The 26,718-nt window shown below is 65.6% G+C and carries 23 protein-coding genes; 8 read left to right on the forward strand and 15 right to left on the reverse strand.

Annotated features, from left to right (window positions below):
* The 8 genes from cas6e to polA all read right to left on the reverse strand — a co-directional run bounded on the left by cas6e (position 1) and on the right by polA (position 11,585).
* Positions 1 to 744, reverse strand: a complete 744-nt coding sequence (gene cas6e, locus HTA01S_RS01285; RefSeq protein WP_068166685.1) for a type I-E CRISPR-associated protein Cas6/Cse3/CasE — start codon at positions 742 to 744, stop codon at positions 1 to 3.
* A complete protein-coding gene (gene cas5e / locus HTA01S_RS01290) occupies positions 741 to 1,475 on the reverse strand; it encodes a type I-E CRISPR-associated protein Cas5/CasD (protein ID WP_068166687.1) in 735 nt (244 codons plus the stop codon). Before cas5e ends, cas6e begins: the two co-directional genes overlap by 4 nt.
* A 1-nt stretch (position 1,476) precedes the next feature.
* On the reverse strand, positions 1,477 to 2,673 hold the full coding sequence (gene cas7e, locus HTA01S_RS01295; protein ID WP_068166690.1) for a type I-E CRISPR-associated protein Cas7/Cse4/CasC: 1,197 nt from the start codon (positions 2,671 to 2,673) through the stop codon (positions 1,477 to 1,479).
* Between the two features lie 24 nt (positions 2,674 to 2,697).
* A complete protein-coding gene (gene casB / locus HTA01S_RS24485; protein ID WP_218017295.1) occupies positions 2,698 to 3,258 on the reverse strand; it encodes a type I-E CRISPR-associated protein Cse2/CasB in 561 nt (186 codons plus the stop codon).
* Positions 3,245 to 4,843 (reverse strand): type I-E CRISPR-associated protein Cse1/CasA, encoded by a 1,599-nt coding sequence (locus HTA01S_RS01300; RefSeq protein WP_068166691.1) that lies wholly within the window; start codon positions 4,841 to 4,843, stop codon positions 3,245 to 3,247. The genes casB and HTA01S_RS01300 overlap by 14 nt, the downstream gene beginning before the upstream one ends.
* Positions 4,840 to 7,581, reverse strand: coding sequence for a CRISPR-associated helicase Cas3' (cas3, locus tag HTA01S_RS01305; RefSeq protein WP_245637957.1), 2,742 nt, complete (start codon positions 7,579 to 7,581; stop codon positions 4,840 to 4,842). The genes HTA01S_RS01300 and cas3 overlap by 4 nt, the downstream gene beginning before the upstream one ends.
* Before the next feature lie 80 nt (positions 7,582 to 7,661).
* Positions 7,662 to 8,657, reverse strand: a complete 996-nt coding sequence (locus HTA01S_RS01310; RefSeq protein ID WP_068166699.1) for a helix-turn-helix transcriptional regulator — start codon at positions 8,655 to 8,657, stop codon at positions 7,662 to 7,664.
* 75 nt (positions 8,658 to 8,732) lie between these two features.
* Complete coding sequence (gene polA, locus HTA01S_RS01315; protein WP_068166703.1) at positions 8,733 to 11,585, reverse strand: DNA polymerase I; 2,853 nt, start codon at positions 11,583 to 11,585, stop codon at positions 8,733 to 8,735.
* 80 nt (positions 11,586 to 11,665) lie between these two features.
* Here polA and HTA01S_RS01320 point away from each other — a divergent pair, with 80 nt between their 5' ends.
* The 5 genes from HTA01S_RS01320 (at position 11,666) to HTA01S_RS01340 (ending at position 16,909) form a co-directional block, all read left to right on the forward strand.
* The gene (locus HTA01S_RS01320) at positions 11,666 to 12,010 is read left to right on the forward strand and encodes a DUF2782 domain-containing protein (RefSeq protein WP_157571925.1); all 345 of its coding nucleotides are present in this window, start codon (positions 11,666 to 11,668) and stop codon (positions 12,008 to 12,010) included.
* A gap of 17 nt (positions 12,011 to 12,027) precedes the next feature.
* Positions 12,028 to 13,038 (forward strand): homoserine kinase, encoded by a 1,011-nt coding sequence (locus HTA01S_RS01325; protein WP_068166709.1) that lies wholly within the window; start codon positions 12,028 to 12,030, stop codon positions 13,036 to 13,038.
* Between the two features lie 18 nt (positions 13,039 to 13,056).
* Positions 13,057 to 13,869, forward strand: coding sequence for a BPSS1780 family membrane protein (locus HTA01S_RS01330; protein ID WP_068166711.1), 813 nt, complete (start codon positions 13,057 to 13,059; stop codon positions 13,867 to 13,869).
* Positions 13,866 to 14,615: an iron dicitrate transport regulator FecR gene (locus HTA01S_RS01335; RefSeq protein WP_068166712.1), complete on the forward strand. Its 750-nt coding sequence runs from the start codon at positions 13,866 to 13,868 to the stop codon at positions 14,613 to 14,615. The genes HTA01S_RS01330 and HTA01S_RS01335 overlap by 4 nt, the downstream gene beginning before the upstream one ends.
* A gap of 125 nt (positions 14,616 to 14,740) precedes the next feature.
* Entirely contained in the window at positions 14,741 to 16,909 is a 2,169-nt protein-coding gene (locus tag HTA01S_RS01340; RefSeq protein WP_068166715.1) for a PhoX family protein, read from the forward strand.
* A gap of 30 nt (positions 16,910 to 16,939) precedes the next feature.
* Here the strand turns inward: HTA01S_RS01340 and HTA01S_RS25045 are convergent, their stop codons facing one another.
* Positions 16,940 to 17,089, reverse strand: a complete 150-nt coding sequence (locus HTA01S_RS25045) for a hypothetical protein (RefSeq protein ID WP_245637958.1) — start codon at positions 17,087 to 17,089, stop codon at positions 16,940 to 16,942.
* 162 nt (positions 17,090 to 17,251) lie between these two features.
* Here HTA01S_RS25045 and HTA01S_RS01350 point away from each other — a divergent pair, with 162 nt between their 5' ends.
* Together HTA01S_RS01350 and HTA01S_RS01355 are read left to right on the forward strand one after the other, a co-directional pair.
* Complete coding sequence (locus tag HTA01S_RS01350) at positions 17,252 to 18,286, forward strand: M14 family zinc carboxypeptidase (protein ID WP_068167101.1); 1,035 nt, start codon at positions 17,252 to 17,254, stop codon at positions 18,284 to 18,286.
* Entirely contained in the window at positions 18,283 to 19,059 is a 777-nt protein-coding gene (locus tag HTA01S_RS01355; protein ID WP_068166722.1) for an alpha/beta fold hydrolase, read from the forward strand. Before HTA01S_RS01350 ends, HTA01S_RS01355 begins: the two co-directional genes overlap by 4 nt.
* Before the next feature lies 1 nt (position 19,060).
* Here the strand turns inward: HTA01S_RS01355 and phnE (HTA01S_RS01360) are convergent, their stop codons facing one another.
* Genes phnE (HTA01S_RS01360) through HTA01S_RS01370 form a run of 3 tightly spaced genes read right to left on the reverse strand, consistent with a single transcriptional unit; the run spans position 19,061 to position 21,584 of the window.
* Positions 19,061 to 19,870 carry a phosphonate ABC transporter, permease protein PhnE gene (phnE, locus tag HTA01S_RS01360; protein ID WP_068166724.1) on the reverse strand — a complete coding sequence of 270 codons (810 nt, stop codon included), beginning with the start codon at positions 19,868 to 19,870 and terminating at the stop codon, positions 19,061 to 19,063.
* The gene (locus HTA01S_RS01365) at positions 19,863 to 20,687 is read right to left on the reverse strand and encodes a phosphonate ABC transporter ATP-binding protein (protein ID WP_084235756.1); all 825 of its coding nucleotides are present in this window, start codon (positions 20,685 to 20,687) and stop codon (positions 19,863 to 19,865) included. The genes phnE (HTA01S_RS01360) and HTA01S_RS01365 overlap by 8 nt, the downstream gene beginning before the upstream one ends.
* Positions 20,688 to 20,708: 21 nt before the next feature.
* The gene (locus HTA01S_RS01370; protein WP_084235757.1) at positions 20,709 to 21,584 is read right to left on the reverse strand and encodes a PhnD/SsuA/transferrin family substrate-binding protein; all 876 of its coding nucleotides are present in this window, start codon (positions 21,582 to 21,584) and stop codon (positions 20,709 to 20,711) included.
* Between the two features lie 170 nt (positions 21,585 to 21,754).
* On the opposite strand from HTA01S_RS01370, the gene HTA01S_RS01375 reads away from it, so the two are divergent.
* The gene (locus HTA01S_RS01375) at positions 21,755 to 22,957 is read left to right on the forward strand and encodes an alpha-D-ribose 1-methylphosphonate 5-triphosphate diphosphatase (protein ID WP_084235758.1); all 1,203 of its coding nucleotides are present in this window, start codon (positions 21,755 to 21,757) and stop codon (positions 22,955 to 22,957) included.
* A gap of 606 nt (positions 22,958 to 23,563) precedes the next feature.
* On the opposite strand, the gene HTA01S_RS01380 is transcribed toward HTA01S_RS01375, so the two are convergent.
* The 3 genes from HTA01S_RS01380 to phnD all read right to left on the reverse strand — a co-directional run bounded on the left by HTA01S_RS01380 (position 23,564) and on the right by phnD (position 26,655).
* The gene (locus HTA01S_RS01380; protein ID WP_068166729.1) at positions 23,564 to 24,757 is read right to left on the reverse strand and encodes an MFS transporter; all 1,194 of its coding nucleotides are present in this window, start codon (positions 24,755 to 24,757) and stop codon (positions 23,564 to 23,566) included.
* Between the two features lie 30 nt (positions 24,758 to 24,787).
* Positions 24,788 to 25,594, reverse strand: a complete 807-nt coding sequence (gene phnE / locus HTA01S_RS01385; protein ID WP_068166732.1) for a phosphonate ABC transporter, permease protein PhnE — start codon at positions 25,592 to 25,594, stop codon at positions 24,788 to 24,790.
* 116 nt (positions 25,595 to 25,710) lie between these two features.
* A complete protein-coding gene (phnD, locus tag HTA01S_RS01390; protein WP_068166734.1) occupies positions 25,711 to 26,655 on the reverse strand; it encodes a phosphonate ABC transporter substrate-binding protein in 945 nt (314 codons plus the stop codon).
* Positions 26,656 to 26,718 lie beyond the last annotated feature (63 nt).

Raw genomic sequence — 26,718 nt, forward strand, 5'->3', positions numbered from 1 at the left:
TCAACCTCGGGCAGGGCGCAGCAAAAGCAGACCAAAGCCGAACGCGCGATGTCGCCCGACCCCTTGTGCCAGCAACTGCGCGAATGCCTGCGGATCGGTTACACGCAATTGCCCAGTCAGCACCGCATCGGGCCCGTTGACAAGACGGCTGTGGCGCACATCGTCCGTGCCCCCCTTCTGGCTCTTTCGCGTGACCCCCAGCTGCTGATAGCGAATCACACGGGCGTCCATCAGTTCTGCACCGCCCTGCCGGACGAACAGCTCACGCAGCCACTGCACATATACCTCGCTGCGATCCAACTTGACATCGCTCGCCTTTTCGACAGCAGCCAAAAAAGCATCTCTTTCGCGACCCGTCTTTCCTTCGCGAATGATGGGGCGCACGCGCACCTCAAACCCAAGTGCATGCCCCGTCGCCCACTGCGTTGGGAACGGCCGCGCGTTCATGCCACCGTGTCGTGATGTCTGGCCCAGCCCCAGCGCAGCCGCCGCATCAGGGTCAGCCAGAGCAGCAAGCTGTGCCAATTCGGCAGCACTCCGTTGGGTGTAGGCCAACAAGCCCTGTTCGGCATCAAGGTAGCGAAATGGCTGAGGCGCATGTTCGCCAAAGGCGGCGTGCAACAGCGCGTGAAGCGCGTAGCCCAGATCGCCTTGCGAGTCCAACAAGCGGTGTCGTGCTGCCCACGCTGCCAGCCGTTGCGGATCGGGCTGGGTGTGCAGCAAATACAGAGGGTCAAAACTCATGACATGTTTCCTGCGTTCTTGATGAGTCCTTCTCGCACCGGACGCCAGCCACCATGCACACCGCTGGTCCAATTGCGTTCATCGCACACATCCACCAAACGGTCACCCGGCAACTGCCCCTCGCCATCTGGCCACTGGGCTCGCAAGCCCTCCAGGCCACCGGTCAATGGCGCGAGTTGCAGGGCTTGCAAAACCGAATCTGCATCAATCCATCCGGCCACCAGCCGACCCACAGGCAGACAAGGTTTGCGTCCGATGAACAGTGGACGTTGGGGCTGGTCCAGCGCTTGGGCTACCTCGTCCAGCATGGGTGACTCTTCAGCAGGAGCGAGCCGCAAAGCAATAAGGGCCGTGAGGTCGGCGTGGTAGTCGCGGTATCGCTGCAATGTCAAGGACTTCCGCCCGTTCTTTGCCATCGAATAGCTAGGACTCTTTGCTCGCCCCTCTGGTTGCCCAAATGTTGTCCAGCCGGCGTCATCTTCAAACAGCTCTGCCGTTTGATATTCACGCAGTTGCTGCGCTTGCGTCTCCAGTCGGGTACCCACTCGCAAGCGCTCCTGCAACCGGTTGTGCAGCACGTCGTCTCCCCGATCCCAGCCCAAGGCATTGGCAATCAACCCCGTGACCATGGAGAGCGCCGGGAAGTCGCGAATGACACCGAAGTTGTCGATGGTTTCGCCCCCAAACGCGATGAGCGGGGACGACAACCTGATCAGCAGATGGCGCGCCATATCAGGCCGCCTGCGCTGGCGCTGCGCCTTGGGTGATGTAGGCCTGCACCCACGTTGCAAGGTCATTGAGGGGCAGGCGCTCGGCGTTGGGGACGGTCACTGTATCCAAGGCCAGGAAGCGCCGATCCAGCGTGGCTCCATAGGCCTCGTCCAGCTTGCCAATTTCGTCCGCCAGCATCTGCACAGCCGTTTCACGCAGCGCTGTGTGGTCGGTCGGCAAGGCATTCTGGAATGCACCTGCGAGGCTGCGCGGTTGCCAGTCACCCACCTCCACCAACATGAACTTGGCCCAGTCAAACGGCGCTGTCGATCCACGCTTGGCACCGGGGCTGACCGTGGCGATCAGGTGCAACAGATGCTGCACCACACGACCCGCAAGCTCTCGCTTTTCGGCGGGCAATGTGGCCCAGTCTTTAGCTGCCTCACCTTCCAGGTTGGCAATCAGTTGCGGCACGTCCACCACCACGTAGCCGTAGTACAAGCCTGAGGCCAGTTCGGTATCAAAAATGCCAGCGGAGCCCTGCTCACCCGCCTCGCGCAGCAAGTCGTCCACCACGGTGAAATAGTCGTTCTCCACTTGCGCCTCGTGCACCGTGAAGGCGTGTGCCACGTACACAGCGGCATCGCGGCTGGCCAGAACGTCAGAAGTGACCATGCGACCGAACAGCGCGGCTTCCAGCCCACTACCGTGTTTCAGTGCTTCGATATTTTTCTTCTCGTCTTTCAGAAACTTGGCAATGGTGGTCTTCAACGCCTTGGTCTCGGTGTTTTCCTGCGCCAGTTCCGCGCAGCGTTTGACAAGGTAGTCAATCTCCGCGTAGCCCATCAAAACGGCCTGCCCAGTTTCAAGAGCATCTTTGCCCTTTGATTCTTTTCCGCCCTTGTCCAGAAGCCCCCCGTCGCGCAGACCTTCGCCCGCAGACTGCGCCAAGTCCTCAGAGAGGCCCGCTTCAATCAGTTTTTTCCGGATCAAGTCCAGCGTCTCCCTGGAGCGCACTGCCATGGGCACACCCAGGCTCGCCAGCGAAAAATGGTCCTCAGCCACCCGCCAGTGGCGCTTCAAGCACTGAGACGAAATGCGCGTGCGTATGGCGTCGCCATAAGGCAGGCGCTTGGCCAGGCCCGCATCGTCGCGGTTCAGCAGTGCGCCGGGGTAGTTGTGCAGGGTGTGGATTTGAATAAAACGGGGCAGATTCATGAAAACTCCTTGAGTGATGGTTTGTTATGACTTGGATTCGGCGCGGGCCAGCGCCGAGAAATAGGGGCCTGCGATCTGGAGGCGTATTTCCTCGGCTTCTGCTTGGCTGCTGCGCAAGGCGCTGCCTTCTTTGAGCACCAGTTCGCCCAGTTCACGCCAGTTGGGCGCCACGCCTTTGCTGGCCAGCAGCCGCAGCACACGAGGCAAAAGCTGTGTGAAGGCTTCGCCTCGCGAAGTGAGCAATTTGGTAACGCGCGATTCAGACACCCCTGCGTTGGCCAACTGCCTCCCCAGCCTCTGTTTACCGTCATGCCCAGCCAGCGCCATGCCATGTGCAACCAAAGCCCAACGCGGCCAAGTGTCTGCATGCCATTGCTCGGGGGCCAGGCCTGCCGCTGACAAGGCTCGTGCCAACGCAGCCAACTGGTGGGGCTGTAGTGCTTCCGGCTTGAGCCGGGCCAGTGCCGCGCGGTCGCCGGTGCTGGCGCGCTTGATGTAGGCAGCCAGCGCCCCGAAGGGCTCGCGGTACGTGGCGACAGCCTCCGGTGGAGCGTGCCCGTCCAAGGTGGGTTCAAGCGTGGTCACTGGTTTCCTCCTGATGTTTGGTTGTTTGTTGGCGGTAGTAATTCACGAGGTCGGTTATCTGAAACTTGTCACTGCGAAGACCACCATGAAAGCGTGACAAGGCTGCAGACTGCGCTCGGTACTTTTGGATGCCGCTGCGCGGTCCGGCGTCAAACGCCACTTTCAAAATGGCCTCTGCCCGTTCAACCAATTCCAACAACCACTGCAGCCGTCGTTCTGATGGGTCAGCAGCCTCTATTTCTTCATTGAGGTCATCAAAGAAGCGTGCGTCTTCGGCCTCTTCAAAGGGCGCGGAAAACTTGCTTGCCTTTGCTTTGTTTCCCTCACTGCTGTCACCAGAAGCTCCGTTTGAAAACAAGACCGCCAATGCAAGCCAGAGCAGCTTTCGAACTTCGCCAATAGCAGAGATACGCTGCCCAGCGATGCGCTCCAGATGCGCCTTCTGGTTTGTCATCAAAAGACCCCGCACCTTGGGTGATACAGGTACACGGCGCTCGTGGTAGCCCTCCGTTTTCCCTTGCCCTCGAGTGACTCCCTGCGTGACAAAAATCAAGCTGTCACCTTTGGCTGAGTGGTCAAAGTTTTGAGCAACCGGTGCTTGGTATTTACCGCCGAACATCAGCTCCGAAACCAGTTTGTAGGTGAACCCGTTGGCGGTGATCGTAAGAGCCTTACCGCCCTCCACATCAATGGGCGTCCACGCGTCACCCGTCAAACCGTTTAGCTCTTTCGCAGCAATGCGTGCCGCTTTGCTGCCAGTCCCAACAGACATGATTTCACCGTCAACACACCGCAAGCGAATACGACGACAAATCTCGATGTAGAACGGATCGAGTTTGGAAAACGACAGACTGCCGAGCCCATCCCAAGGAGCAAGCCAGACCAGTGCCAATCCCTCGTCCCCTTGCAAACCATGCGCCTCCACCGTTCGGTCGCGTCTCTTGAGCAATGCAGCAATGTCTCGCATCCAACGGGCTCCGGGAAAACCGACAGCAGCCACACCCACGCCCGGCTTGCTGGCAAAGCCCCCGTTCATGCGAGAGATCCCGTAGTTGCCCGCACCCAAAAATCCCTCTTGGGTCTGCAAGCTCAACAGAGCGAATAGCCAGTCTTCGGGTTGCGAGCGTCGTGCGCGGCTGCCTTTGACATCATGGTTTTTGGATGTGACCAGCATGTCAATTTCGTCAGCGGCAAATGACTCAGATTTCCAATCCGAGATGCTTCCGCCAACGACGGCGGCCTGCAACAGCGCTGGTCGATTCGGTGGCGATACCAAACACCACGCAGCCCCGTCCGGGTCATCCGGCGTGAGGACCAACAACGCATCACGCCATTCCTGCGCGGTTTCAAGAGCAGCCGTTCTGTTTGCCTTGTGCAGCGCGATAGCGGCCAACTGAACCAAGAACGCGTGCCAGGGGTGACGCTGATGCGGGCGCAAAGCCGGGTAGTCGCGCACTTCGTCAGCGGAAAGCGCTACGAACAACTCAGGCAAGTTGGCACAAACGGTCCTCCCATCGCTCGCACGGCGATAGCGAATGAGAGGCTCAGTGAGCAAGCAAAACTGCAGCTCCGGGGCAATCGTCATATGGGTCCTCCCTGTGTGGGTTGGTTTTTGTCGTGGGCTTTCAAGCGCTCAAGCCCAAAGCGGTTGTAACGATAGCGCGCGGCGCCTAAAGCGAACTCAAAACCTGCGCCTGCTGGCAATTCGGCGATGTTTGTGGGTAAGGTGTCAGGGCTGACGCCCTCGGGGACCTGATGGTGACGCAGCGCCAATTGCTTCACGTCCTGCTGAAACGGACCAGGTTGGGGCGGGTCAAAAATCACCAGACGGTCGGCCGCGCCAAGGCGGGTCGCAATTCTTTGATCACTGTCCGGAAACAGAACCTCGCCAAACGCCTCGTCGTACGGCAAGGTGTGGAGGTGCCCAACGCCTCTACGAGCACTGGTGTCGCCTTCAATGGCCTGACCCAGCTTCTGCCAATCGGGGCCAAGTTCTTTTTCGATCACCTGCAGCGCTTCGATGTGCGTGGCGTGCTCAACCAGCAGGCGGTTTTCGGCGGGTATCTGGCGCCTGGGCTGCGCCTGAATCAGGCGCTTGGTGGCCTCCACCATGCGCAAGTCGGGATAGACACCACCACCATCGTGGAAGCGGCCCAGACCATGGCGAGCACGCTTGAGCAAGGGTGAGAGATCGTGCCCCGTGGGAGTGAGCACCCAGGCGCGTGGTTGGCGGCAGCCCTCGGGCCGTTCAGCCTCGGGCCGGTTGTGCCTGTGCAAACGGCCCAGGCGTTGCAGCAGCACGTCCATGGGGCACAGGTCGGTGATGAGCAAATCGGCATCAATGTCCAGGCTTTGCTCCAGTGTTTGCGTGCCAACAACGACGCGCCCCTTCCTGTCTTGCCGCGTTTTCCCCAATTGGGCTTCTACCGCTTGATCAAGCAAGGGGCGGTCCTGTCGGCTGTAGCGGCTGTGGTGAACCGCGCTGACACCGTTGACCTTGAACAACCAGTCACCGCCTTGAGCCAAGGTCAGTTCTTCCAGCGCTTTCAATGTGGTGACGGCAGCAGGCACGGTGTTGCGTACCACCAGCACGCGCGCGCCTTGTGCCGCAGCCTGCGCGGCGAGCATCGAAATCTGTTTGGGGTCGTCCATGGCATCCAGCGTCTCCCAATGCACTGTTTTGTGTTGTGGGTTGCCTGCCACGGGGTGCAAGTGAATGCCGGTTGAATCTCGGAAGCTGAGTGCCGGATAGGCGGCTGCGCATGCATCGGCCAGCGAGGGTGGCGCATGCTTCTTTTTGTTCCCAATGTTGAGATAGCGCGTTCGGGCCACGGCGCCGAGGGTGGCAGAAAGCAATATGGCATGGCCACCTGCTTTGATGTGCGCTTGGAGCAATTTCTCCAACAGCACGGTCATGTACGCATCGGATGCGTGCACCTCATCAACGACCAGCAAGCTGCGAGCCAACAAGGCGTGGCGCATGTGGGCGTGCTTGACCTTGAGCGCGCCGAGCAAGGCTTGGTCGATGGTGCCCACCGCGATGGTGGCGGCCAGAAAGCGCTTGGGTGATTCGGCCACCCACCGCTGGTTAGCTTTGTAGTCATCAGGGACATCGGGCCACTGGACTTTGAAATCCGGCAGGCTGATTTTTTCCTGATCGTCTGCTGCTTCGTATCCTGGCAACGCGCGCACGACCACAGGGGCATCTATTGGCCATAGCCGCGTCACCAGTGCCAACACACGTTGATAGAGCTGTGTCGCCGCTACGCGCGTGGGCAAGGCGAAGTACAGGCTATCAACCTTGCCTGCTTCAAATAGCTTCAGGAAGCGCCACAACGCGGCTTCGGTCTTGCCGCTGCCGGTTTCAGCCTCCAGTACCACGATGTCTCCCAAGGAGAGATCGGCTGCGGCCAACTGCATGGGGCGGGCAGCCAGCACACCAAACGCTGCGCTGAAAGTGGGCGATTGACCATTCAGCTCATTTTTCCAAGCAGACACATCCAGACCAATGGACCGCACCGCATAAGCTGCACGAGCAACTGCGGACTGGATTCGATCTTCTCCAGGTGCGGTGTATGGGAAAAATGCTTCACGTGTATCGGAGCCCAGCCAGTCAGCCAGCTGCACCAGCCCAGCAAATAAATGCACGAAGGCGGGTTGGTCAGGCAGTGGTCGCCGGCATTCCCTGAACGCCAGCGGATAGCTTTGCGTCAAACGCTCACCCATGCGAGTCAAAGTGGCTGCCGGGTCATACAACACCGTCCCGCTATTGGCCAGCACCGGCTTCCAGATGCTTCCCGTTTGCTTTTCAGGACATTCACCCAGCGGTCGACCGTGGTGGCTGATGCTCGCCTGTAGCAACTCACTGACAGCCACATCACCCCAGGCCACCATTTCGGCAATGGGCAACCCGGCTGCGTAGTGTTCGGCGTTCGGTACGCGCCCGGCAATCAGTTCCCAGCCTTCGGGTCCATGTCCAAATGGAGTAGTGGGCCAAAGCGCTGGCGGTCGTTCGGGTAATTGCCATCGCCGGGACTGAAAACCGGCGTTGGCTTTGCCGACATCGTGCAAAAAGACCAACACTGCCAGTCGTTGCAAATCTGATTCGTCGAGGGGTCGGCCGGCCGAAAGTTCCAGAGAACGTCGAATGCCCGCGCATTCAGCCAGTGCCAAGAAGCACGCGGCGACATCAGTCATGTGATCCAGCAAAGGATGCTCGCCGGTCAACTGTCCTGATTTGTCTCGCGAAAGCTTTCCCCAAGCCACCAGCTTGGTATTCGCCGCCAACATATGCCCGCTCGCCTGAGTCTGTGGTGCTGACACGACCATTACCTCTGTGAAGATTTTGAGTGGCCCGAAGCTGGTGGATTCCGTGAAGGAGTGTGAGACCGGGCTGTCTCAAATCATGAGACCGCACCCCACCGCACCAATCCTTCCCGCATTTTTTCCAAAACCCGCTCCCGCAACCCCGCAGGCTCAAGCACCTCCACCTCGGGCGTGTGCCGCAAGATGTCCATCACCAGTTCGCGGTCGTCGCTGTAGGGAATCTGCAGCACCCAGTGGCCTTGTGCGTCCCACTCGCCTTTCTGCTGGGGGTGCCATTGCTCGGCGGCCACCCAGCGGGCGCGCTCGGGGGTGAACCGCAGGGTGGCCCATTGCACGGCCTTGCCGCTGAAGATGCCGTAGCCGTTGCCCAGGGTCTGGTCCAGCTCTTTAGGGGAAACGTCTGTTGCGGCCTCGCTCAAGACCACGGGGCGGCGGATGGCGTCCAGGCTGAAACTGCGCAGTTCGTCGCGCTCGTGGCACCACGCATCGAGCAGCCAGTTGCTGCGGTAGTAGACGAGGCGTTGGGGCGACACGGTGCGCTCGCTGTGCTCGCCGTTGCCCCGCGCCTGGTAGTGCATGGCGAGGCGGCGGCGCTGGCTGAGCGCCAGCCCTACGGTTTCAAAGCTCTGCGGTGGCACCGGGCGCTGGGCCAGGCCGATGACGCGGATGCGCTCGCCGAGTTGGCGCTCGGCGGTGCCGTCCAGGCCGGCCTGACGCAGCATCTTTTTCAGCCGCTGTTCCAGGGGCCGCAGGTGCCGCTGCATCAGGTCGCCGGGCTGAATGTCGCGTAGCAATTGGTCCAGCGTGAGCAGCGCCAGCACTTCAGAGGGCCTAAACCACAAACCCGCCACTTCTTCCGGGGCATCTTCCGCGCGGTCGGACGCTCGCCATTGGTAGCACTGGGCGTCCCGTTCCCAATGGATCGGGTGGTTCAGCCCATCGCGCAGCCAGGCCAGGTCGCGCATGAGGGTAGCGCGTGAGGCGCCGGTCTCGGCCTGGAGTTCGGCGAGTGTGATGCGTCGGCGAGCACGCAGCAGCGTTGTGATGTGGTACAGCCGATCCGTCTTGTTCATGCATCGTCCTCCCTGTGCGGTGGCGGCCTGGTGGCCGCTCTGGTTAGCCCGCGTCGATGTTGTTGTCTGCCTCGCTCAGTGCGCCTTGTCCCAGTTCGCCCCCACCCCCACCTCCGCCAGCAACGGCACCTTGAGTTCGGCCACACCCGCCATCAGGCGCGGGATTTCGGTCTTGAGCCAGTCCACTTCCGCCAAGGGCACCTCGAACACCAGTTCGTCGTGCACCTGCATGATCATCTTCGTGCCGCGCTGCTGTTCGTCCAGCGCCTTTTGCACGGCCACCATGGCCAGCTTGATGAGGTCGGCTGCGGTGCCTTGCATGGGGGCGTTGATGGCCTGGCGCTCCAGCGCAGCCAGCTTGGCGCCCTTGGCGTTGCGGATGTCGGGCAGCACCAGCTTGCGGCCGAACACGGTTTCGACGTACCCGTTCTGTTTGGCCAGGGCGCGGGTTTCGTCCATGTACTGCTTGACGCCAGCAAAGCGGGCGAAGTAGCGGTCGATGTAGGTCTTGGCCGCTGTGTTGTCGATGCCCAGCGACTTGGCCAGGCCGAAGGTGCCCATGCCGTAGATGAGGCCGAAGTTGATGGTCTTGGCGTAGCGGCGCTGTTCGCTGCTCACCTCTTGCGGTGTGATGCCGAACACCTCGGCGGCGGTGGCGCGGTGCACGTCTTCACCGGCCTGAAAGGCGCGCAGCAAAGCCGCGTCGCCGCTCAGGTGGGCCATGATGCGCAGCTCGATCTGCGAGTAGTCGGCGCTGGCGATCACGCTGCCGGCCGGCGCCACGAAGGCTTCGCGCACCTTGCGGCCTTCGGCCGTGCGGATGGGGATGTTCTGCAGGTTGGGGTCGTTGCTTGACAGCCGCCCGGTCACGGCCACGGCCTGGGCGTAGTGGGTGTGCACGCGGCCGGTACGCGGGTTGGCGAGCTGGGCCAGCTTGTCGGTGTAGGTGCCCTTGAGCTTGGCGAGGCTGCGGTGCTCCAGGATCTTGGCGGGCAGCGGGTAGTCTTCGGCGAGTTTTTCCAAAACCTCTTCGTCTGTGCTGCGCGCGCCGGTGGCGGTTTTCTTGATGACGGGCAGGCCGAGCTTGTCGAAGAAGATTTCGCCAAGCTGCTTGGGGCTGCTCAGGTTGAAGGGCTGGCCGGCGATGGCGTAGGCCTCTTGCTCCAGCGCGAAGATGCGCTGGCCCAGCTCGTGGCTCTGTTTGGAGAGCGTGGGCGCGTCGATCAGCACGCCGTTGCGCTCGATACGGTAGAGCGCTTCGCTGCTGGCAATTTCCAGCTCGTAGATGAACTTGAGCTTGGCGTCGGCTTCGAGCTGTGGCCACAGCGCGCGGTGCACGTCCAGGGTCTGGTCGCTGTCTTCGCAGGAGTATTCGGCGGCCTTGGCCACGTCCACCTGGGCAAACGGGATCTGGTGGGCGCCCTTGCCGCAGAGGTCTTCATAGTTGATGCCGCTGCGGCCCAGGTGGCGCTCGGCCAGGCTGGCCAGGCCGTGGGGCTTGTGCACTTCGAGCACATAGCTCTGCAGCATGGTGTCGTGCACATAGCCCTGCACTTCGATGCCGTGGTTGGCGAACACGTGGCGGTCGTACTTGATGTGCTGGCCGAGCTTGTGTTTGGCCGGGTTTTCGAGCCAGGGTTTGAGCTTGGCGAGCACTTCGTCGAACGGGAGCTGTTCCGGCGCATCGGGGCCGGCGTGTTTGAGCGGGATGTAGGCGGCTTCGCCGGGTGTCACGCTGAAGCTGATGCCGACGATCTGGGCCACCATTTCGTCGAGCGAGGTGGTTTCGGTGTCCACGGCCACGAGCTCGGCGGCTTCCAACCTAGGGAGCCAGGTGTCGAGGGCTTCCCAGGTGAGGATGGTGTCGTATTGGAGGGTGCTGGTGCGGGTGGGTGCTTCGCCGGCCTCGGCGGGTTCGGCTTCGCTGAAGAGGTCGTTGGTGGGCGTGCCCCTCACCCCGGCCCGCTCCCCAGAGGGGCGAGGGAGGGAAGACCCTTCGCTGCCTGGGGCCGAGGGTGAAGATGGGGGCTCGCCGCCCAGCGCCTTGGCCAGGCCCTTGAAGCCGTAGGTGTCGTAGAAGGTCTTGAGCGGTTCCTTCTGGGGCTGCCCCATGCGGATGGCCTCCAGCGAGGGCATGTCGGGCACCCAGCCGTTGAGGTCGCAGTCGGTTTTGATGGTGAGCAGCTGGCGCCCGGTGGGCAGCCAGTCGAGCGCCTTGCGCAGCTTCTCGCCCACTGCCCCCTTGATCTGGTCGGCCTGCGCCATCAAGGCGTCCACCGAGCCGTATTCCTGCAGCAGCTTCACGGCGGTCTTGGGGCCCACACCCTGCACACCGGGCACGTTGTCCACCTGATCGCCCACGAGCATCTGGTAGTCCAGCATCAGGCGGGCGGGCACGCCGAATTCGCTCTCCACGCCGGCCATGTCGCGCACCTTGCCGCTCATGGTGTCGATGATGGCGATGTGTTCGTTCACCAGTTGTGCCAGGTCTTTGTCGCCGCTGGAGATGATGACTTCGATGCCCTGGTTGGCCGCCGCCACGGCCAGGGTGCCGATCACGTCATCGGCCTCCACGCCCGGCACGTCGAGCACCGGCCAGCCCATGAGGCGAACCACCTCGTGGATCGGCGCGATCTGGGCGCGCAGATCGTCGGGCATGGGACTGCGATGGGCCTTGTATTCGGGGTAGATCGCGTCGCGGAAGGTGGGGCCTTTCGCGTCGAACACGCAGGCCGCATAGGTGCAGGGGTAGTCTTTGAGCAGCTTCTGCACCATGTTGATCATGATGCGGATGGCGCCGGTCTTGAGCTCCGTGCCGTCAGGCAGGGTGGTGCTCATGGCGTCGCCACCGGCAAAGAAAGCGCGGTAGAGGTAGCTGGAGCCGTCGACCAGCAGCAGGGTGGGGGTGGGCGTTTTTTCGTCAGACATGGCGCGATTGTGGGGGAATCCGTGCGTCAGCCAGCGCCACGGGCGGGTGCCGGCGGGGCTTTGCCTGCCTACAATGGGGCATGTGCCAACACCCTACCCCCCTCATCCGCCAGTCGCTGCTGGCGCTGGCCGTCCTGGCCTGCCTGCCGGCGATGGCCCAGACGCCACCCCCCACCGAGCCAGCCGCCGAGGCCCCGGCGCCGGCTTTCAGTGAGCGCATCGAGCGCATCACCCACGAAGACGACCACGCCCGCATCGACGAGCTGCGCGTGGGCGGCCAGACCCGCCACATCGCCGTGCAGCCCAAGAACGGCGCGCCCGCCTATGAAATCGTGCCCGCCCAGGGCGCCACGGACCTCGGCGAAGCCGCCGGCAAGACCACGGGCGCGTCCGGCCGCAGCCGCTGGCGTATCCTGAATTTCTGATCGCACGCCGCACCTTCATGGCCGTTTACACCGAAGTCGCGTTTGGCGAAGCCGCCGCCCTGCTGCACCGCCTGAGCCTGGGAGACCTCACCGAGCTGCGTGGCATCCAGGGGGGCATTGAAAACACCAACTATTTCGCCACCACGGTGCGCGACGGCGTGGCGCACGAACACGTGCTGACCGTGTTCGAGCGCCTGAGTTTCGAGCAGTTGCCGTATTACCTGCACCTCATGAAGTACCTGGCGGGCCAGGGCATTCCGGTGCCCGAGCCCGCGGCCGACGAGCGCGGCGAGATCCTGCACAGCGTGCAGGGCAAACCCGCCGCCGTGGTGAACAAGCTGCGGGGCCACAGCGAGCTCGCGCCCACCGAGGCGCATTGCCGCGCCGTGGGCGACATGCTCGCGCGCATGCACCTGGCTGGGCGTGGCTTCGAGATGAGCCAGCCCAACCTGCGCGGCCTGCCCTGGTGGAACGAGACGGTGCCGGTGGTGCTGCCGCACCTGGGCGAGAGCCAGGCCGCGCTGATCCGCACCGAGCTGGCCTACCAGAACCATGTGGCCGCAGGCTCGGCCTACACGGCCCTGCCGCGCGGCCCGGTGCACGCCGACCTGTTCCGCGACAACGTGATGTTCGACGACGGCGAGCTCACCGGCTTCTTCGACTTCTATTTCGCCGGCAACGACAGTTTCCTGTTCGATCTGGCGGTCTGCCTGAACGACTGGTGCATCCTCCACGCGGCCGACGAACGCGACGGCCAGCACGACGCGGGGCGCGCCCGGGCCATGATCGCGGCCTACCAGGCGGTGCGGCCCCTGAGCATGGCCGAGCGCCAGCTGCTGCCGGCCATGCTGCGCGCGGGCGCCCTGCGCTTCTGGCTCTCGCGCCTGTGGGACTGGCACCTGCCCCGCGACGCGAGCATGCTGAAACCGCACGACCCGACCCATTTCGAACGCGTGCTGCGCGAGCGGGTGCGCCACGCCCAGGCCCTGTCGGCCTCGCTGCTCGAAGAGGCCTGCGTGGCCGCCTGACCCCACCCCAACCCCTGCATGAAACTCCACCTCGTCCCCGCCCTCACCGGCATCACATGGGTGAAACTGGGGGTGAAAACCTTCTTTCGCCAGCCCCTGGCCCTGTCGGGCCTGTTTTTCATGTTCATGGCGCTGGTGTCGGTGGTTTCGCTGGTGCCGGTGATCGGCTCGGCCATTTCGCTGCTGCTGGTGCCCGCGGCCACGCTGGGGCTGATGACCGCCAGCCGCGAAGCCTTCCAGGGCCGCTTCCCCATGCCCTCGACGCTGATCGCCGCGTTCCGCGCGGGCCCGGCGCGCAGCCGGCCCATGCTCGTGCTTGGCGCGATGTACGCCGGCGCGCTGTTGCTGGTGCTGGCCGCGGCGGCCCTGGCGGGTGGCGCGGGCAGTGCCGAGGTGGCGCTCAACGACCCCGAGGTCACGCCCGAGATGGTGCGTTCGGCCATGCTCAACAGCGGCCTGTGGCTGGCGATGGTGGTTTACGTGCCCGTGCTGATGGCCTTCTGGCATGCGCCGGCGCTGGTGCACTGGCACGGCGTGAGCCCGGTCAAGAGTCTGTTCTTCAGTGCGGCCGCGTGCTGGGCCAACAAGGGCGCCATGCTGGTCTATGCGCTGAGCTGGGTGGGTGTGTTCATGGCCATGGGCCTGGTGATCAGCCTGCTGGGCGCCATGCTGGGCGGTACCCAGGCGATGAGCATCATTCTCTACCCCTCGGTGCTGTTCATGGCCTCGATGTTCCACGCCTCGATCTATTTCACCTTCCGCGACAGCTTCATCGCGGACGACGACGAAGCCCTGCCCCCACCCACCCCCACCACCGGAGACGACGCATGACCCACCCCCACAGCCTCTCAGGCCGCCAGGAATCCGAAGTCCTGTGGACGCAACGGCGCGACACCCTCAAGGCCGCCGCCGCGTGGGTGGCCCTGGGGGGCCTGCCCGGGGCGATGGCCCAGCAGCGCAGCAACGTGGTGGAATTCGTGGGCGACGTGCTGCTCAACGGCCGGCGCATGGTGCAGCAGCAGACCATCCAGACCGGCGACGACATCATCACCGGCCCGGCATCGCGGCTGGTGTTCGTGATCGGCAACGCCGCGTTTCATGTGCGGCAGAACACGCGCATGTCGGTTCAGCGCGGCAGCACGCTGAACACCGTGAGCCTGATGCGCCTGCTCACCGGCGCGGTGGTCAGTGTGTTCGGGCGCGGGGCGCGCCGCTCCATCGTCCTGCCCACGCTCACCGCCGGCATCCGGGGCACGGGGGTGTACGCCGAGGTCTTCCCCGACCAGCGCAGTTACTTCTGCAACTGTTACGGCACGGTGGAGATGAGCGCCCGCGGTGACCGCGCGCTGTCGCAGGCCAGCTACCACCAGTCGTTCTGGGGCGAGGTCGAGCCGAAGAAGGGCCGCTTCCTCACGCCCGCGGGCGCCATCAACCACACCGATGAAGAAGTCGAGTTCCTGGCGCGCCTGGTGGGCCAGCAGACCGCCTGGCAGATCGAAGGCAAGAAGGGCGTGAAAGACGGCATGGGCTACATGGAGCAGCGCCCGCCGCAAGACCACCCCGCCATGCCCCGGTAAACGGGGCCCCGGGCGCTGACAGCGCGCCGGCGGGCGGCGCCGTCTTCAAACCGTCACACAGTCATCACACCGGTGTCACGCAAGCTCTCCAACATGGCGTTTTTCAACCACGCCCTGAGGCAAGCATGCGCGACCACACCCCACACAACAACCCGCAAACGGACTTCAACGAAGAGGACTCGAACACCTCGGCCAACCCGCGCTTCGAGCAGGTGCTCGACACCCGCCTGAGCCGCCGCAGCCTGTTCAAGGGCGCCGGCATGGCCGGTGCGGCTCTGGGTGTGACCGCCGTGACCGGTTGCGCCACCACCGGCGCCAGCGCCACCTCGGTAGACCGCCTGGGCTTCAAGCCCGTGGCCAAGAGCCTGGCCGACGCGGTCATCGTGCCCGAGGGCTACACCGCCCAGGTCGTCTACGCGCTGGGCGACCCGCTCACCGCCAGCACCCCCGCCTTCAAGAACGACGGCACCGACGCCGACTTCGAGCACCGCGCCGGCGACCACCACGACGGCATGGAGTGGTTTGGCCTGGACGCTTCGGGCAAGCCCTCGAACAGCTTCAACAGCCGCGGCCTGCTGGCCATGAACCACGAGGCCACCACCGACGAGCAGCTCTCTTCCTTCTTCATCCACGCCAACGGCGGCACCGCTACCCTGCCCCGCCCCGCCGCCGAGGTGGACAAGGAACTGGCCATCCACGGCCTGTCTTTCGTGGAAGTGCACTCCGACGGCAAGCGCTGGGCCTACCAGCCGGGCTCGGCCTTCAACCGCCGCGTCACCACCATGACGCCGGGCGCCATCCACGGCCCGGCGCGCGGCAGCGAGCACCTGGTCACGAAATTCAGCCCCGACGCGACCCAGTGCCGCGGCACGCTGAACAACTGCGGCACCGGCAAGACGCCCTGGGGCACGTTTGTGTCGGGCGAGGAAAACTGGTACGGCTACTTCTTCCGCGACGCGAAAGACGACGATGCGCGCAAGAAGGACAAACACGTGCAGGCGCTCAAGCGCTACGGCCGCAAGGCCGGCGCGGCCAGCCGCCACGGCTGGGAAAGCGCCGGCCCGCAAGACCAGTACGTGCGCTGGAACAACGGCGCCCTGGCCGCCAGTGCCAAAGCCGACTACCGCAACGAGATGAACACCTTCGGCTATGTGGTGGAGATGGACGCCTACGACACCCAGGCCCCCATGCGCAAGCGCACCGGCCTGGGCCGCTTCGCGCACGAAAGCGTGGCCTTCGCCAAGCCGGTGGCCGGTCAGCCGATCGTGGCCTACATGGGCGACGACGCACGCGGCGAGTACATCTACAAGTTCGTGTCCGACGCCAAGTGGGACCCGAAAGACGCCAGCCCGGCCAACCGCCTGGCCGCTGGCGACAAGTACCTCGACAAGGGCACGCTGTTTGCCGCGCGCTTCAAGGGCGATGGCAGCGGCGAGTGGCTGGAACTCTCGATGAACAACCCGGTGATCGCCGGCAGCTCGTATTTCGAGTTCAAGAGCAACGCCGACGTGGCCATCTTCACCCGCCTGGCGGCCGACGCCGTGGGCGCGACCAAGATGGACCGCCCGGAATGGAACGGCGTGCACCCGCGCACCGGCGAGGTGTACTTCACCCTCACCAACAACAGCAACCGCGCCCCGGAAAGCACCAACGCCGTGAACCCGCGCTCCTACAAGGACATGAAGGGCAGCAAGGAGCAAAAGGGCAACGTGCACGGCCACATCGTGCGCCTGGCCGATGCCTCGTCCGCCGCGGCCGCGTTCAAGTGGGACATCTACGTGTTCGGCGCCGAGGCCGATGCGGACAAGTCCAGCGTGAACCTCTCCAGCCTCACGGACGAGAACGACATGTCCGCACCCGACGGCCTGGTGTTCAGCCCGGCCACCGGCATCTGCTGGATCCAGACCGACGACGGCGCCTACACCGACAAGACCAACTGCATGATGCTGGCCGCCATTCCCGGCAAGGTCGGCGACGGCGGTGCGCGCACGGTCAAGCATGGCGACAGGGAAGTGACCACCTACGTGGGCAAGACCCCCACACCCACCACGCTGGCGCGCTTCCTGGTCGGCCCCAAGGGCTGCGAGATCACCGGCTGGTGCGAAACGCCCGATGGCCGCGCGGTGTTCGTCAACATCCAGCACCCGGGTGAAAGCACCAAGATGGCCGATGTGAACGACCCGGCCAAGTACCAGAGCCAGTGGCCCGCCAACGCCGGCTACGGCGCCGGCAAGCGCCCGCGCTCGGCCACCATCGCCATCACCAAGAACGACGGCGGCCTGATCGGCAGCTGATGTTTCCCCGAGGGGCCCGCCCCTCGCGCCTCAGGGCGCGGGGTCGGGCCCTTGTTCATGGGGCAGGCCCAGGCCCGCGCGCCAGGCGCGGTAGCGCGAACGGTGCAGCGCGAACAGCTCCACCAGGCCCCAGGCCAGGCCGCAGGCGATCATGCCGAACGACAGCACGAAGCGTTGCACCTCGGTCTTCCGCGGTGACCATGCATGTTTCACAGGAAAACCCCTCGTCAAGCCAGGATGCCTGCCAAGATAGGCCACCTGTGTGACCGTTTCGCGTCAGGGCGCGGCACGGCGCAAGGCCCCCTTTGAACACCCCGTGTGAACCCCGCCCATCCATTCACCATGCCCCACAGCGCCCTGCCCGAACTGATCGCGCTGGAGAAGATCGTCGGGCAGGGCGCGCCCCATCTGCAGGCGCGGGTGGTGTGCGAGGTGTCGGTGGCAGCGGGCCACCGTTTTCCCGTCTACGCCATCGGCCTGGGCACCACCGACCCGCAGGCCCCCGCGGTCGGGTTCTTTGGCGGCGTGCACGGCCTCGAACGGATCGGCGCGCAGGTGGTGATTGCGTTTCTGCAGAACGTCGTCATGCGGCTGCGCTGGGACCAGACCCTGCACCGGCAGCTGGAGCAGGTCCGGCTGGTCTTCATGCCCATCGTCAACCCCGGCGGGATGTGGGCGGCCACACGGGCCAATCCGCGCGGCGTGGACCTGATGCGCAACGCCCCGGTGGAGGCGCGGGAGAAAGTGCCTTACCTGCTCGGTGGCCAGCGCCTGAGCGCGGGCCTGCCCTGGTACCGCGGACGGCTCGGTGACCCGATGGAAGCGGAGAGCCAGGCGCTGTGCGACGTGGTGCAGAGCGAGCTGCTGAGCCGCCCGTTCAGCCTCGCGCTGGACTGCCACTCGGGGTTCGGCGTGAGCGACCGCCTGTGGTTTCCCTACGCCCACACGCGCGAACCGATTGCGCACCTGGCGGAGCTGCACGCGCTCAAGGACATCTTTCTGCAGGCGCACAGCCACCACCCCTACATCATCGAACCCCAGAGCGCGCAGTACCTGGCGCACGGCGACCTCTGGGACCACCTCTACCTGCGGGCCCGCGCCGAGCACCCGGAGCGCAGCTTTCTGCCGCTGACGCTGGAGATGGGCTCGTGGCTGTGGATCAAGAAGAACCCGCGCCAGTTGTTTTCGCGCAAGGGCATCTTCAACCCGCTGATCGACCACCGCCAGCAGCGCGTGCTGCGCCGCCACCTCTCGCTGCTGGACTTCCTCGCGCGGGCCGCCTGCAGCCACGCGCACTGGACCCCGAGCCCGGACACCCGCGACCAGCGCCACGCCGACGCCCTGGCGCACTGGTACGGAGCACAGGACACGCCATGACCACGCCCCCCTGGATCTTCCTGCGCGGCCTCACGCGCGAAGCGGCGCACTGGGGCGGCTTCCCGGCCGTGTTCCAGCGGGCCATGCCCACGGCCCGCATCGTCACCCCGGACCTGCCCGGCAACGGCCAGCGCCACCGCGAGGCCAGCCCGGCCACGGTCGCGGGCATGGTGGCCGCCTGCCGCGCGGAGCTCGCCCGGCAGGGCATCGCCCCACCGGTGCACCTGCTGGCCATGTCGCTGGGCGCCATGGTGGCGGCCGAGTGGGCGCGCGTGGCACCGGCCGAGGTGGCGGCCTGCGTGCTGATCAACACCAGCTTTCGCCCTTTCAGCCCCCTGCGCCAGCGCCTGCTGGCGCACAACACCCCCACCCTGCTGCGCCTGGCGTTCGCCCCCGGTTCAGCGCAAGACGCCGAACGGGCGATCCTGCGCATGACCAGCAACCGCGTGCAGGCCCATGAGCCGGTGCTTCAAGACTGGGTGGCCGCGCGCGTGCAGCGCCCGGTGTCCGCGGCCAACGCCCTGCGCCAGCTGGTGGCGGCCGCGCGCTTCAGCGCCGCGCCTGCGGCGCCCATCCCGAAGGTATTGCTGCTGGCCAGCGAGCACGACCACCTGGTGGACAGCCGCTGCTCGCGGGCCATCGCCAGCGCCTGGCACTGCCCGCTGGTGATGCACCCCAGCGCGGGCCACGACCTGCCGCTGGACGACCCGGCGTGGGTGGCGGATCAGGTACGGCGGTGGTGGCAGGGCCCGCCGGACGCACCGGGCGCCTGATTCACAGGACCTTCTTGCGCAGCACCGCGCTCAGCCGCTCCACCAGCACCACCAGCGCGAAGATCGCCAGGATGATGGTGGCGGCCTCGTCGTAGTTGAACAGGTCCATCGCCACCTTCAGCTCGATGCCGATGCCGCCCGCCCCCACCAGCCCGAGCACCACCGACGAACGCGTCGCCTTCTCCAGGCTGAACAGCGAGGTGTTGATGAACGAAGGCATGGCGGCGGGGAACACCGAACACATGATCAGCGACAGCCGGCCCGTGCCCATGGCGGACAGCGCCTCCTGCGGCCCGCGGTCCACCTCTTCCATGGCCTCGGCAAAGAAGCGGCCACAGAAACCGATCTTGTCAATGACGATGGCCAGGGTGCCGGCGAACGGCCCCAGGCCGACCGACACCACGAACAGCAGCGCCCACACCAGATCGGGCACGGTGCGGAAGAAAGCGATCAGGTGGCGCGCCGCGTGGTAGACCAGCGGGTGCGGCGAGAGGTGGGGCGTGGCCAGCACCGCCATGGGAATGCTCAGCAGCACGCCGACCACCGTGCCCACGAAGGCCATCTGGAAGGTTTCCAGCAACGCCCAGCCCACGGCTTCGAGCCGCGCGGTCGATGGCGGCAGCATCTCGCCCACCAGCCGAGTCATCTGGGGGATGCCGCCCCAGAGGTCGCCGAACGACACACCGGTCTTGTTGACCGACCAGGCGAAGAAGCCGAGCACGATCAGCCAGACCATGAAGCTGGCCGGGCTGGTGCGCTCGAAGCGGTCGGGCAAGGCGCGCAAGGCGGGGGCCTGGGGACGGCTATGCATACAAGGTCCTCAGTTCGGCCACGTTCACCTCGTGGCTGAGCGCGTCCAGCACGATCCGGCCGCGCTGCAGGGCGATCACGCGGTCGGCGTATTTCACGGCGTGCGCCAGATCGTGGGAGGTGAAGACCATGGTCAGCCCCTCGTCTTTCACCAGCCCGGAAAACAGCGACATCACCTCGTCGCCGGCCACCGGGTCGAGGCTGGCCGCGGGCTCGTCGGCCACGATGAGGCGCGGCCGCTGCATCAGGGCGCGCGCCACCGCCACCCGCTGCGACTGCCCGCCCGAGAGCTTGTCGGCCCGGCGCAGCGCGATGTGCGACAGCCCCACGCGCTCCAGACAGCCCAGGGCTTCGCCGCGCAGCGCCGCGGGTGCGAGCCCCTGAAACCAGGCGTGCGCCAGCGGAGTGCGCGGCAGCGCGCCGTGCAGCACGTTGGACAGTGCCGAGAGGCGCGGCACCAGGTTGTGCTTCTGGAACACGAAGCCCACCTGGGACCGCAGGCGCCGCAAGGCCGGCGCGTCCAGGCCGGCCAGTGGCGTGCCGAACAACCGCACCTCGCCACCGTCGGGCGGGATCAGGTGCATGCAGCAGCGCAGCAGCGTGGACTTGCCGGCGCCGTTGGCGCCGATCAGCGCCACCCGCTGGCCCGCCTTCACCTGAAAGGCCACACCGTCGAGCACCGGCTGGGCGGCATCAAAGCGCTTGCTCAGGCCACGCACCCAGAGATCGGCGGGCGGGGCGGTGGTCTCCAGGGCCTGGGCCCCGGGCAGGGCCTCGCCGTCCACCAGCGTGGCAGCGGGCGCGAACGTGTTCAACATGGTGGTGCGGCGCCCGGGGGATCAATCGCCCACGAAGGCGGCGTACTGCGCCTGGCCGATGGTGGCGTACATCTTGCGCACGTAGTTGTAGTCGGCGTCGGCGATGCTGGGGATGAACTTCATGCCCTGGAACTTCTGGTTTTCGTCCGGCCCCATCAGCACGGCGGCGATGAGTGCTTCGGAGTTCTCGCTGAAGACCTTTTTCATCTGGCCGACCACGGCGTCGGGCACATGAGTGCCGGCGAGCAGCACGTCGTTGGGCAGGTCGCGCCCACGCGCGATGACCTTGAAGACCACATCGGGGTGGCGCTTGGACAGGCCGGGCAGATCGGTGCGGTTGATGCCGATGGCGGACACGTCGCCGCGCTTCATGGCCTCGACCGCCACGTTGCGGTTGATGTGCAGGATCTGCACGTCCTGCCCGGGCTTGAGGCCCAGGTCGGCCAGCACCTGGATCGGCGAGAGGTGGCGCGAGGTGGAGCCGACGTCACCCAGGGCCACCTTCTTGCCCTTGAGGTCTTCCACGCCGTCGATGCCCGAGCCCACCAGCGTGACCACCGAGCCGTAGTACTCGGGGCGGCTGAAGCCCACCACCAGCTTGGCGTCGGTGCGCTTCTTGAACACCACGTATTCGGCCGGGCCGGTCAGCACGAGGTCGATCTTCTTCGCGTTGAGCGCTTCCACCGCGGCGGTGCGGTTGGGCACGGGGAACAGCTCGACCTTCATGCCGGACTTTTCCGACAGGATCTTCTGGAAGCCGGCGTATTCGCGCTGCAGGTTCTCCAGCCCCACGATGTCGGTGACGGCCAGGCGCAGCGTTTGCGCCTGGGCCGAGATAGCGGTGGCGGTGAGGCCGATCACCGCGGCGGCGGTGGCGAGGTGTTTGGTCCAGTTCATGAGGCAACTCCAAGTGGTTTAGACAACTTGGAGAGCGTGACGCCGTGCGATGACAAAGTTGTGTAGACGACATGAAGTTTTCATGACTTGTATGACACCGCCTTTTCGTCGCGCCGCTGTCACACAAAGGCGGCACGCTGGACGGCTTTTGATCACCGGGGATACCAGGCATGAACACATTGGAGCGGTTTGCGATCGCAGGCGGCAGCGCCCTGCTGCCATCGGGTTTTCAGGATGACGTGGTCATCACGGTGGACCACGGCGTCATCGTGGAGATCGGCAGCGAAGCCAACGGCGCACCGGTGATGGACGCCCGGGGCCTGCGGGTGATGCCCGGCATCATCGACCTGCATGGCGACGCCTTCGAGCGCCAGATCATGCCCCGCCCGGGCGTGCACTTCGACCTGCAGCTCGCCCTGGCCGAGACCGACCGGCAACTGGTGGCCAACGGCATCTCCACCGCCTTCCATGGCGTGACCTTCTCCTGGGAACCGGGCCTGCGCAGCCGCGAAACGCTGGTGCGCCTGATGGCGGCGATGGACGCCGCGGCCGGCCACCTGTCGTGCGATGCGCGCCTGCACCTGCGCCACGAAACCTACAACCTCGACGGCGAGGAAGAGGTGCTGGGCTGGCTGGCCAAAGGCCGCATCGCCCTGCTCGCCTTCAACGACCACACCGCCGACATCCTGCGCAAGATCGGGCATCCGAAAGACGGCATGACGGTGCTGCAGCGCACCGGTCTGCCCGCCGAAGCCTTGCAGGCGCTGGCCGAGCGGGTCGCCGCGCGGCACGGGGAGGTGCCGGCCTCCATCCGCCGCCTGGCCGCCGCCGCGCTGGCCGCCGGGGTGCCCATGGCCTCGCACGACGACCCATCGCCCGAGGTGCGCACCGGGTACCAGACCCTCGGCTGCACGATTTCGGAGTTTCCCAAGACCATCGAGACCGCGACGCTGGCCCGCCTGTATGGCAACCCGGTGGTGTTTGGCGCGCCCAACGTCGTGCGTGGCGGCAGTCACATGAGCAACGCGGTGTCGGCGGCGGTCATGGCGCGCGCGGGCCTGTGCACGGTGCTCACGTCCGATTACTACTACCCGGCCATGCTGCCGGCCGCCTTCCGCCTGAGCGAAGACGGCGTCTGTGATCTCGCCAACGCCTGGGCCATGATCTCCAGCAACGCCGCGGATGCGGCCGGGCTGTCTGATCGTGGCCGCCTCGCCGTGGGCCTGCGGGCCGACATCGTGCTCGTGCGCACGCCGGCCGGGCGGCCACCCAGCGTGGCGGCGCACGTCATCGGCGGTCACCTGGCTTTTGCGGCCAAGGGGGCTCCGCGGTTTCATGCCCCTTTGAAAGCCGTTGCCCTGGAAACGCTCTGACCTCTGAATAGATGGTTTTTGCAGTCCAAAGCCGAGGTGCTGCACCTCGCGGCTGCGGCAGGCACTGCCCGGTGGGGGCTCATCCGGGGTGGTCGGCGCGCTGCGCCGACTTCGCTGTGTCCGCCCGTCTGGGGCCGGCGCGGCCAAACTCGCTGCGTTCGCTGCGCTCTCTCCGCTCAGACAGTGGCCGCGAGTCAGTCAACGATGCGCGCACTTGCGCGCCCGGCCCCAGACGGGCGGACACAGCCACCCCGGAACATCGCCCCCACCGGACAGCGCCTGCCGCAGCATGAAGCGTTTGGGTGTTCCACCGGTGGTGCGCCAACAGTGTGTCTGCCAAGGCGTGTGCGGGCAGGTCGCAGCGCGCCTGTGAGGCGCCGAGAAGCGCAGTGGCCGTGGCCGCGCGCGCAGCGCGCTTCGTCAACTGACTTGTCGCACTTGTCTGAGCGGAGAGAGCGAAGCGAACGCAGCGAGTTGTGCGACGGGCCACGGCCGCGAGCATCGCAGGGAAGTCGGCGCGCAGCACCGACCGCCACACTGAAGCGCTGCGGCCTGCCCGCACACGCCTTGGCACGCGAGGTGCAACAACAACGGACCGCAACCCCTCTACCGCACCACCGAGCCACTGCGCTGGAGCCACACCAGCGCAGCCAGGCCGACCAGGCCCACCCCGGTGGACACCCAGAGGGCGCCGCCCCCGAACTGGTCAATCGCCAGGCCAAAGACCAGCGGCGCAAAGGCCTGCGCCACGCGCGCCGGCACCATCAGCAAGCCCTGGCGCGCCCCGTAACCCTTCGGCCCGAAGATCACCAGAGGCAACGTGCCTTTGGCGATGGTGAGGATGCCGTTGCCCGCGCCGTGCAGCACCGTGAACAACAACGCCGCCGGACCACCCACCACCATCAGCAGCACGGCGCCCAGCGGGTGCGCAGCCGTCGCCAGCTGGGCCGACAGCAAGGGGTGCACCTTGCGCAGGAAGCCGAACTCCAGCAGCCGGGCCGCCACCTGGGCCGGTCCCACCAGGGCCGCGAGGGCCAGCGCGGCGGCCAGCGTCAGCCCGTGGGCCTGCAGCAGGCTGGGCAGGTGGGCCGCCATGGCGGTGCTGGTGAACCAGGTGACGGCGAAGACCAGCGAGAGCAGAACGGTGGGCCAGAACGTGGCGCCCGGCGCCCTCGCCGCCTCTGGCACGGCGGTGGGTGACACCGCCGCCACCACCGGGCTCACGTCGGGCGCTGCCACGCTGCGCGGCAAGGACGCATTGAGCGGCAGCCCGAGCAGCAGGTGCAGGCCCGCCCAGCACAGACAGGCGCCGCGCCAGCCGAATTCGAGCTCCAGCCAGGCCGTGAGCGGCCAACCGACGGTGCTGGCGAAACCAGCGATCAGGGTGATGCCGGTGATGCTGCTGCGCGCGTCGTGGCCATACAGGCGCACCAGGGTCGCGAAGGCGGCGTCGTACAGGCCTGCCGCCATCGCCACGCCAATCAGGCCCCAGGCCAGAAACAGAAGCACCGGCCCTTGCGCCAATGCCAGCGCCAGCAGCCCCGCGGCGAACAGCAGGTTGGTGCCGATCAGCACCGGGCGGCCACCGTGGTGGTCGATCAACTGCCCCGCCCAGCGGCCAAACACCGCCGAAACGATCAGGGCAAACGAAAAGGCGGCAAAGACCGTCGTCACGGACACGCCGAGGTCCGCGGCCATAGTCGTGGCCAGCATGGCCGGCAGGTAGTAGGACGAGGCCCAGGCCAGGGTCTGCGCGGTGCCCAGGCGGGCCACCACCGAAGTGCGGTGCGAGATCAGCATGGTGCCGACTCTAAGCCGGCCAGCACCATCTCAGATCAGAACCTTGCGAATCCGGGAAGAGATCACGTCGATCACGCTCACCGTGACGATGATCATCAGCATCACGGCGCAGGTCTCGGCGTACTGGAAGCCGCGGATGATCTCCCACAGCACGACACCGATGCCGCCCGCGCCCACCATGCCCACCACCGAAGCCGAACGCACGTTGGATTCGAAGCGGTACAGCATGTAGGAAATCCACAGCGGCATGACCTGCGGGATCACGCCGTAGACGATCTCGTGCAGCGCACTGGCGCCGGTGGAACGGATGCCTTCCACCGGCTGCGGATCGATGGCCTCCACCGCTTCCGAGAACAGCTTGGCCAGCACGCCCGCGGTGTGGATCCACAGCGCCAGCACGCCGGCGAAAGGCCCGAGGCCGACCGCGACCACGAACAACATGGCGAACACCATTTCGTTGATGGCGCGGAACGCGTCCATCAGGCGGCGCACCGGCTGGTGCACCCACCAGGGCGTGATGTTGCTGGAGGCCAGCAGGCCCAGCGGGATGGCGGTGAGCACGGCCAGCGCCGTGCCCCAGAGCGCGATCTGCAGCGTGACGATGATCTCGCTCAGGTACAGCTTCCACTGCGAAAAATCGGGCGGAAAAAAGTCGGCCGCGTAGGTGGCCATGTTGCCCGAGTCGCGGATCAGGTCGAGCGGGCGCATGTCGGCGCCCTTCCACGAGCCCGCAAGCAGCAGCAAGAGCGCGGCCCAGGACAGGTACCAGGTCAGGCTGCGTTTCGGTGCGGGAACCACGGCCGGCGTCAGGCGGTGGACATTGAGCGTGGTGGACATCGTGGTGGGCGGGATATGGGAATTCGAGGGTGCGCCTCACGCGCAGACCGTCCGCAGCAGAGTGCCGCGAACGGTCCGGGTGGGCAGCGCCAGGTAGCGAACGCTGAAGAGAACGGTCAGTTCAGCGCGGCCAGCAGCTTGTCGATCTCGGCCAGCTTGGCCATCTTGTCGGCTTCGCTCAGCGCGGTGTCGGACTCGATCTTGTTGCGCTTGCCGAACAGGTCCAGCTGGCGGATCGGCAGCAACTGCGCGTTGGACGAGGGCTTGAAGCCCGAGAGCTTGGAGATCTTCACCAGCACTTCTTTTTCACGCGGGTCGGTCTTGCCGTAGGCGAAGAGGAAATTCTTGATCTTGGCCTTGGTCGCCTCGGGCAGGTCCTTGCGCATGACCAGCGGGTCGAGTGCGATCAGGGGCGAAGTCCAGATCACGCGGATGTCCTTGCGCTTCTCGGGGAACTTCTGCGCGATCTTGTCGAGGTTTTCGCTGTTGTTGGTGGCCACGTCGACCTGCTGGTTGGCCACGGCCAGCGCATTGGTTTCGTGGTTGGCGGAACGCACGATCTTGAAGTGCGTGCGCGGGTCGATCTTGTTCTTGGCGAACACGTAGAAGCTGGGCACGACAAAGCCGGAGGTGGAGTTCGGGTCGCCGTTGCCGAAGCTGTAGCTCTTGCCGTTCTTCAGCACATCGTCCAGCGACTTGATCGGGCTGTCCTTGTGCACGATGAGGTGCGAGTAGTAGCCGTCGGTGCCGTCGGCGTTGACCATCTGGGCAAACACCTCGCCGCTGGCGCGGTCCACGGCCTCGATGGCCGACTTGTTGCCGTACCAGGCCACGTGCACCTTGTTGAAGCGCATGGCTTCAATCACACCGGCGTAGTCGGGCGCGAAGAAAGCCGTGACCTTGAAACCGGTCTGCTTGGCCATGTCGTCGAGCAGCGGCTGCCAGTCGGCCTTGAGGTTCTGCGACGACTCGGTCGAGATGATGCCGAAGTTGATGTCCTGCGCCAGGGCGCCGGTGAGGGTAAGGCCGAGCGCGAGGCCGGCCAGGGTTTTCTTGAGCATGGGAAAAACTCCGTGAGGAAGGGATGTGAAGCGGGACGGGATGACAGCAGGGAAGCGTGTGAA

Origin of the sequence: Hydrogenophaga taeniospiralis CCUG 15921 (genome assembly GCF_001592305.1) — a bacterium.
Classification (GTDB): domain Bacteria; phylum Pseudomonadota; class Gammaproteobacteria; order Burkholderiales; family Burkholderiaceae_C; genus Hydrogenophaga; species Hydrogenophaga taeniospiralis.

Excerpts from the sequence above, each read along its gene's own strand:
- cas7e (WP_068166690.1), bottom strand. The coding sequence starts at position 2,673 with ATGAATCTGCCCCGTTTTATTCAAATCCACACCCTGCACAACTACCCC.
- HTA01S_RS01330 (WP_068166711.1), top strand. The coding sequence starts at position 13,057 with ATGAAACTCCACCTCGTCCCCGCCCTCACCGGCATCACATGGGTGAAA.
- HTA01S_RS01365 (WP_084235756.1), bottom strand. The coding sequence starts at position 20,687 with ATGTTGAACACGTTCGCGCCCGCTGCCACGCTGGTGGACGGCGAGGCC.
- HTA01S_RS01325 (WP_068166709.1), top strand. The coding sequence starts at position 12,028 with ATGGCCGTTTACACCGAAGTCGCGTTTGGCGAAGCCGCCGCCCTGCTG.
- HTA01S_RS01375 (WP_084235758.1), top strand. The coding sequence starts at position 21,755 with ATGAACACATTGGAGCGGTTTGCGATCGCAGGCGGCAGCGCCCTGCTG.
- HTA01S_RS01350 (WP_068167101.1), top strand. The coding sequence starts at position 17,252 with ATGCCCCACAGCGCCCTGCCCGAACTGATCGCGCTGGAGAAGATCGTC.
- HTA01S_RS01370 (WP_084235757.1), bottom strand. The coding sequence starts at position 21,584 with ATGAACTGGACCAAACACCTCGCCACCGCCGCCGCGGTGATCGGCCTC.
- phnD (WP_068166734.1), bottom strand. The coding sequence starts at position 26,655 with ATGCTCAAGAAAACCCTGGCCGGCCTCGCGCTCGGCCTTACCCTCACC.
- HTA01S_RS01300 (WP_068166691.1), bottom strand. The coding sequence starts at position 4,843 with ATGACGATTGCCCCGGAGCTGCAGTTTTGCTTGCTCACTGAGCCTCTC.
- HTA01S_RS01310 (WP_068166699.1), bottom strand. The coding sequence starts at position 8,657 with ATGAACAAGACGGATCGGCTGTACCACATCACAACGCTGCTGCGTGCT.
- phnE (WP_068166724.1), bottom strand. The coding sequence starts at position 19,870 with ATGCATAGCCGTCCCCAGGCCCCCGCCTTGCGCGCCTTGCCCGACCGC.
- phnE (WP_068166732.1), bottom strand. The coding sequence starts at position 25,594 with ATGTCCACCACGCTCAATGTCCACCGCCTGACGCCGGCCGTGGTTCCC.
- HTA01S_RS01355 (WP_068166722.1), top strand. The coding sequence starts at position 18,283 with ATGACCACGCCCCCCTGGATCTTCCTGCGCGGCCTCACGCGCGAAGCG.
- cas5e (WP_068166687.1), bottom strand. The coding sequence starts at position 1,475 with ATGGCGCGCCATCTGCTGATCAGGTTGTCGTCCCCGCTCATCGCGTTT.
- HTA01S_RS01340 (WP_068166715.1), top strand. The coding sequence starts at position 14,741 with ATGCGCGACCACACCCCACACAACAACCCGCAAACGGACTTCAACGAA.
- cas6e (WP_068166685.1), bottom strand. The coding sequence starts at position 744 with ATGAGTTTTGACCCTCTGTATTTGCTGCACACCCAGCCCGATCCGCAA.
- HTA01S_RS01320 (WP_157571925.1), top strand. The coding sequence starts at position 11,666 with ATGTGCCAACACCCTACCCCCCTCATCCGCCAGTCGCTGCTGGCGCTG.
- HTA01S_RS01335 (WP_068166712.1), top strand. The coding sequence starts at position 13,866 with ATGACCCACCCCCACAGCCTCTCAGGCCGCCAGGAATCCGAAGTCCTG.
- polA (WP_068166703.1), bottom strand. The coding sequence starts at position 11,585 with ATGTCTGACGAAAAAACGCCCACCCCCACCCTGCTGCTGGTCGACGGC.
- HTA01S_RS01380 (WP_068166729.1), bottom strand. The coding sequence starts at position 24,757 with ATGCTGATCTCGCACCGCACTTCGGTGGTGGCCCGCCTGGGCACCGCG.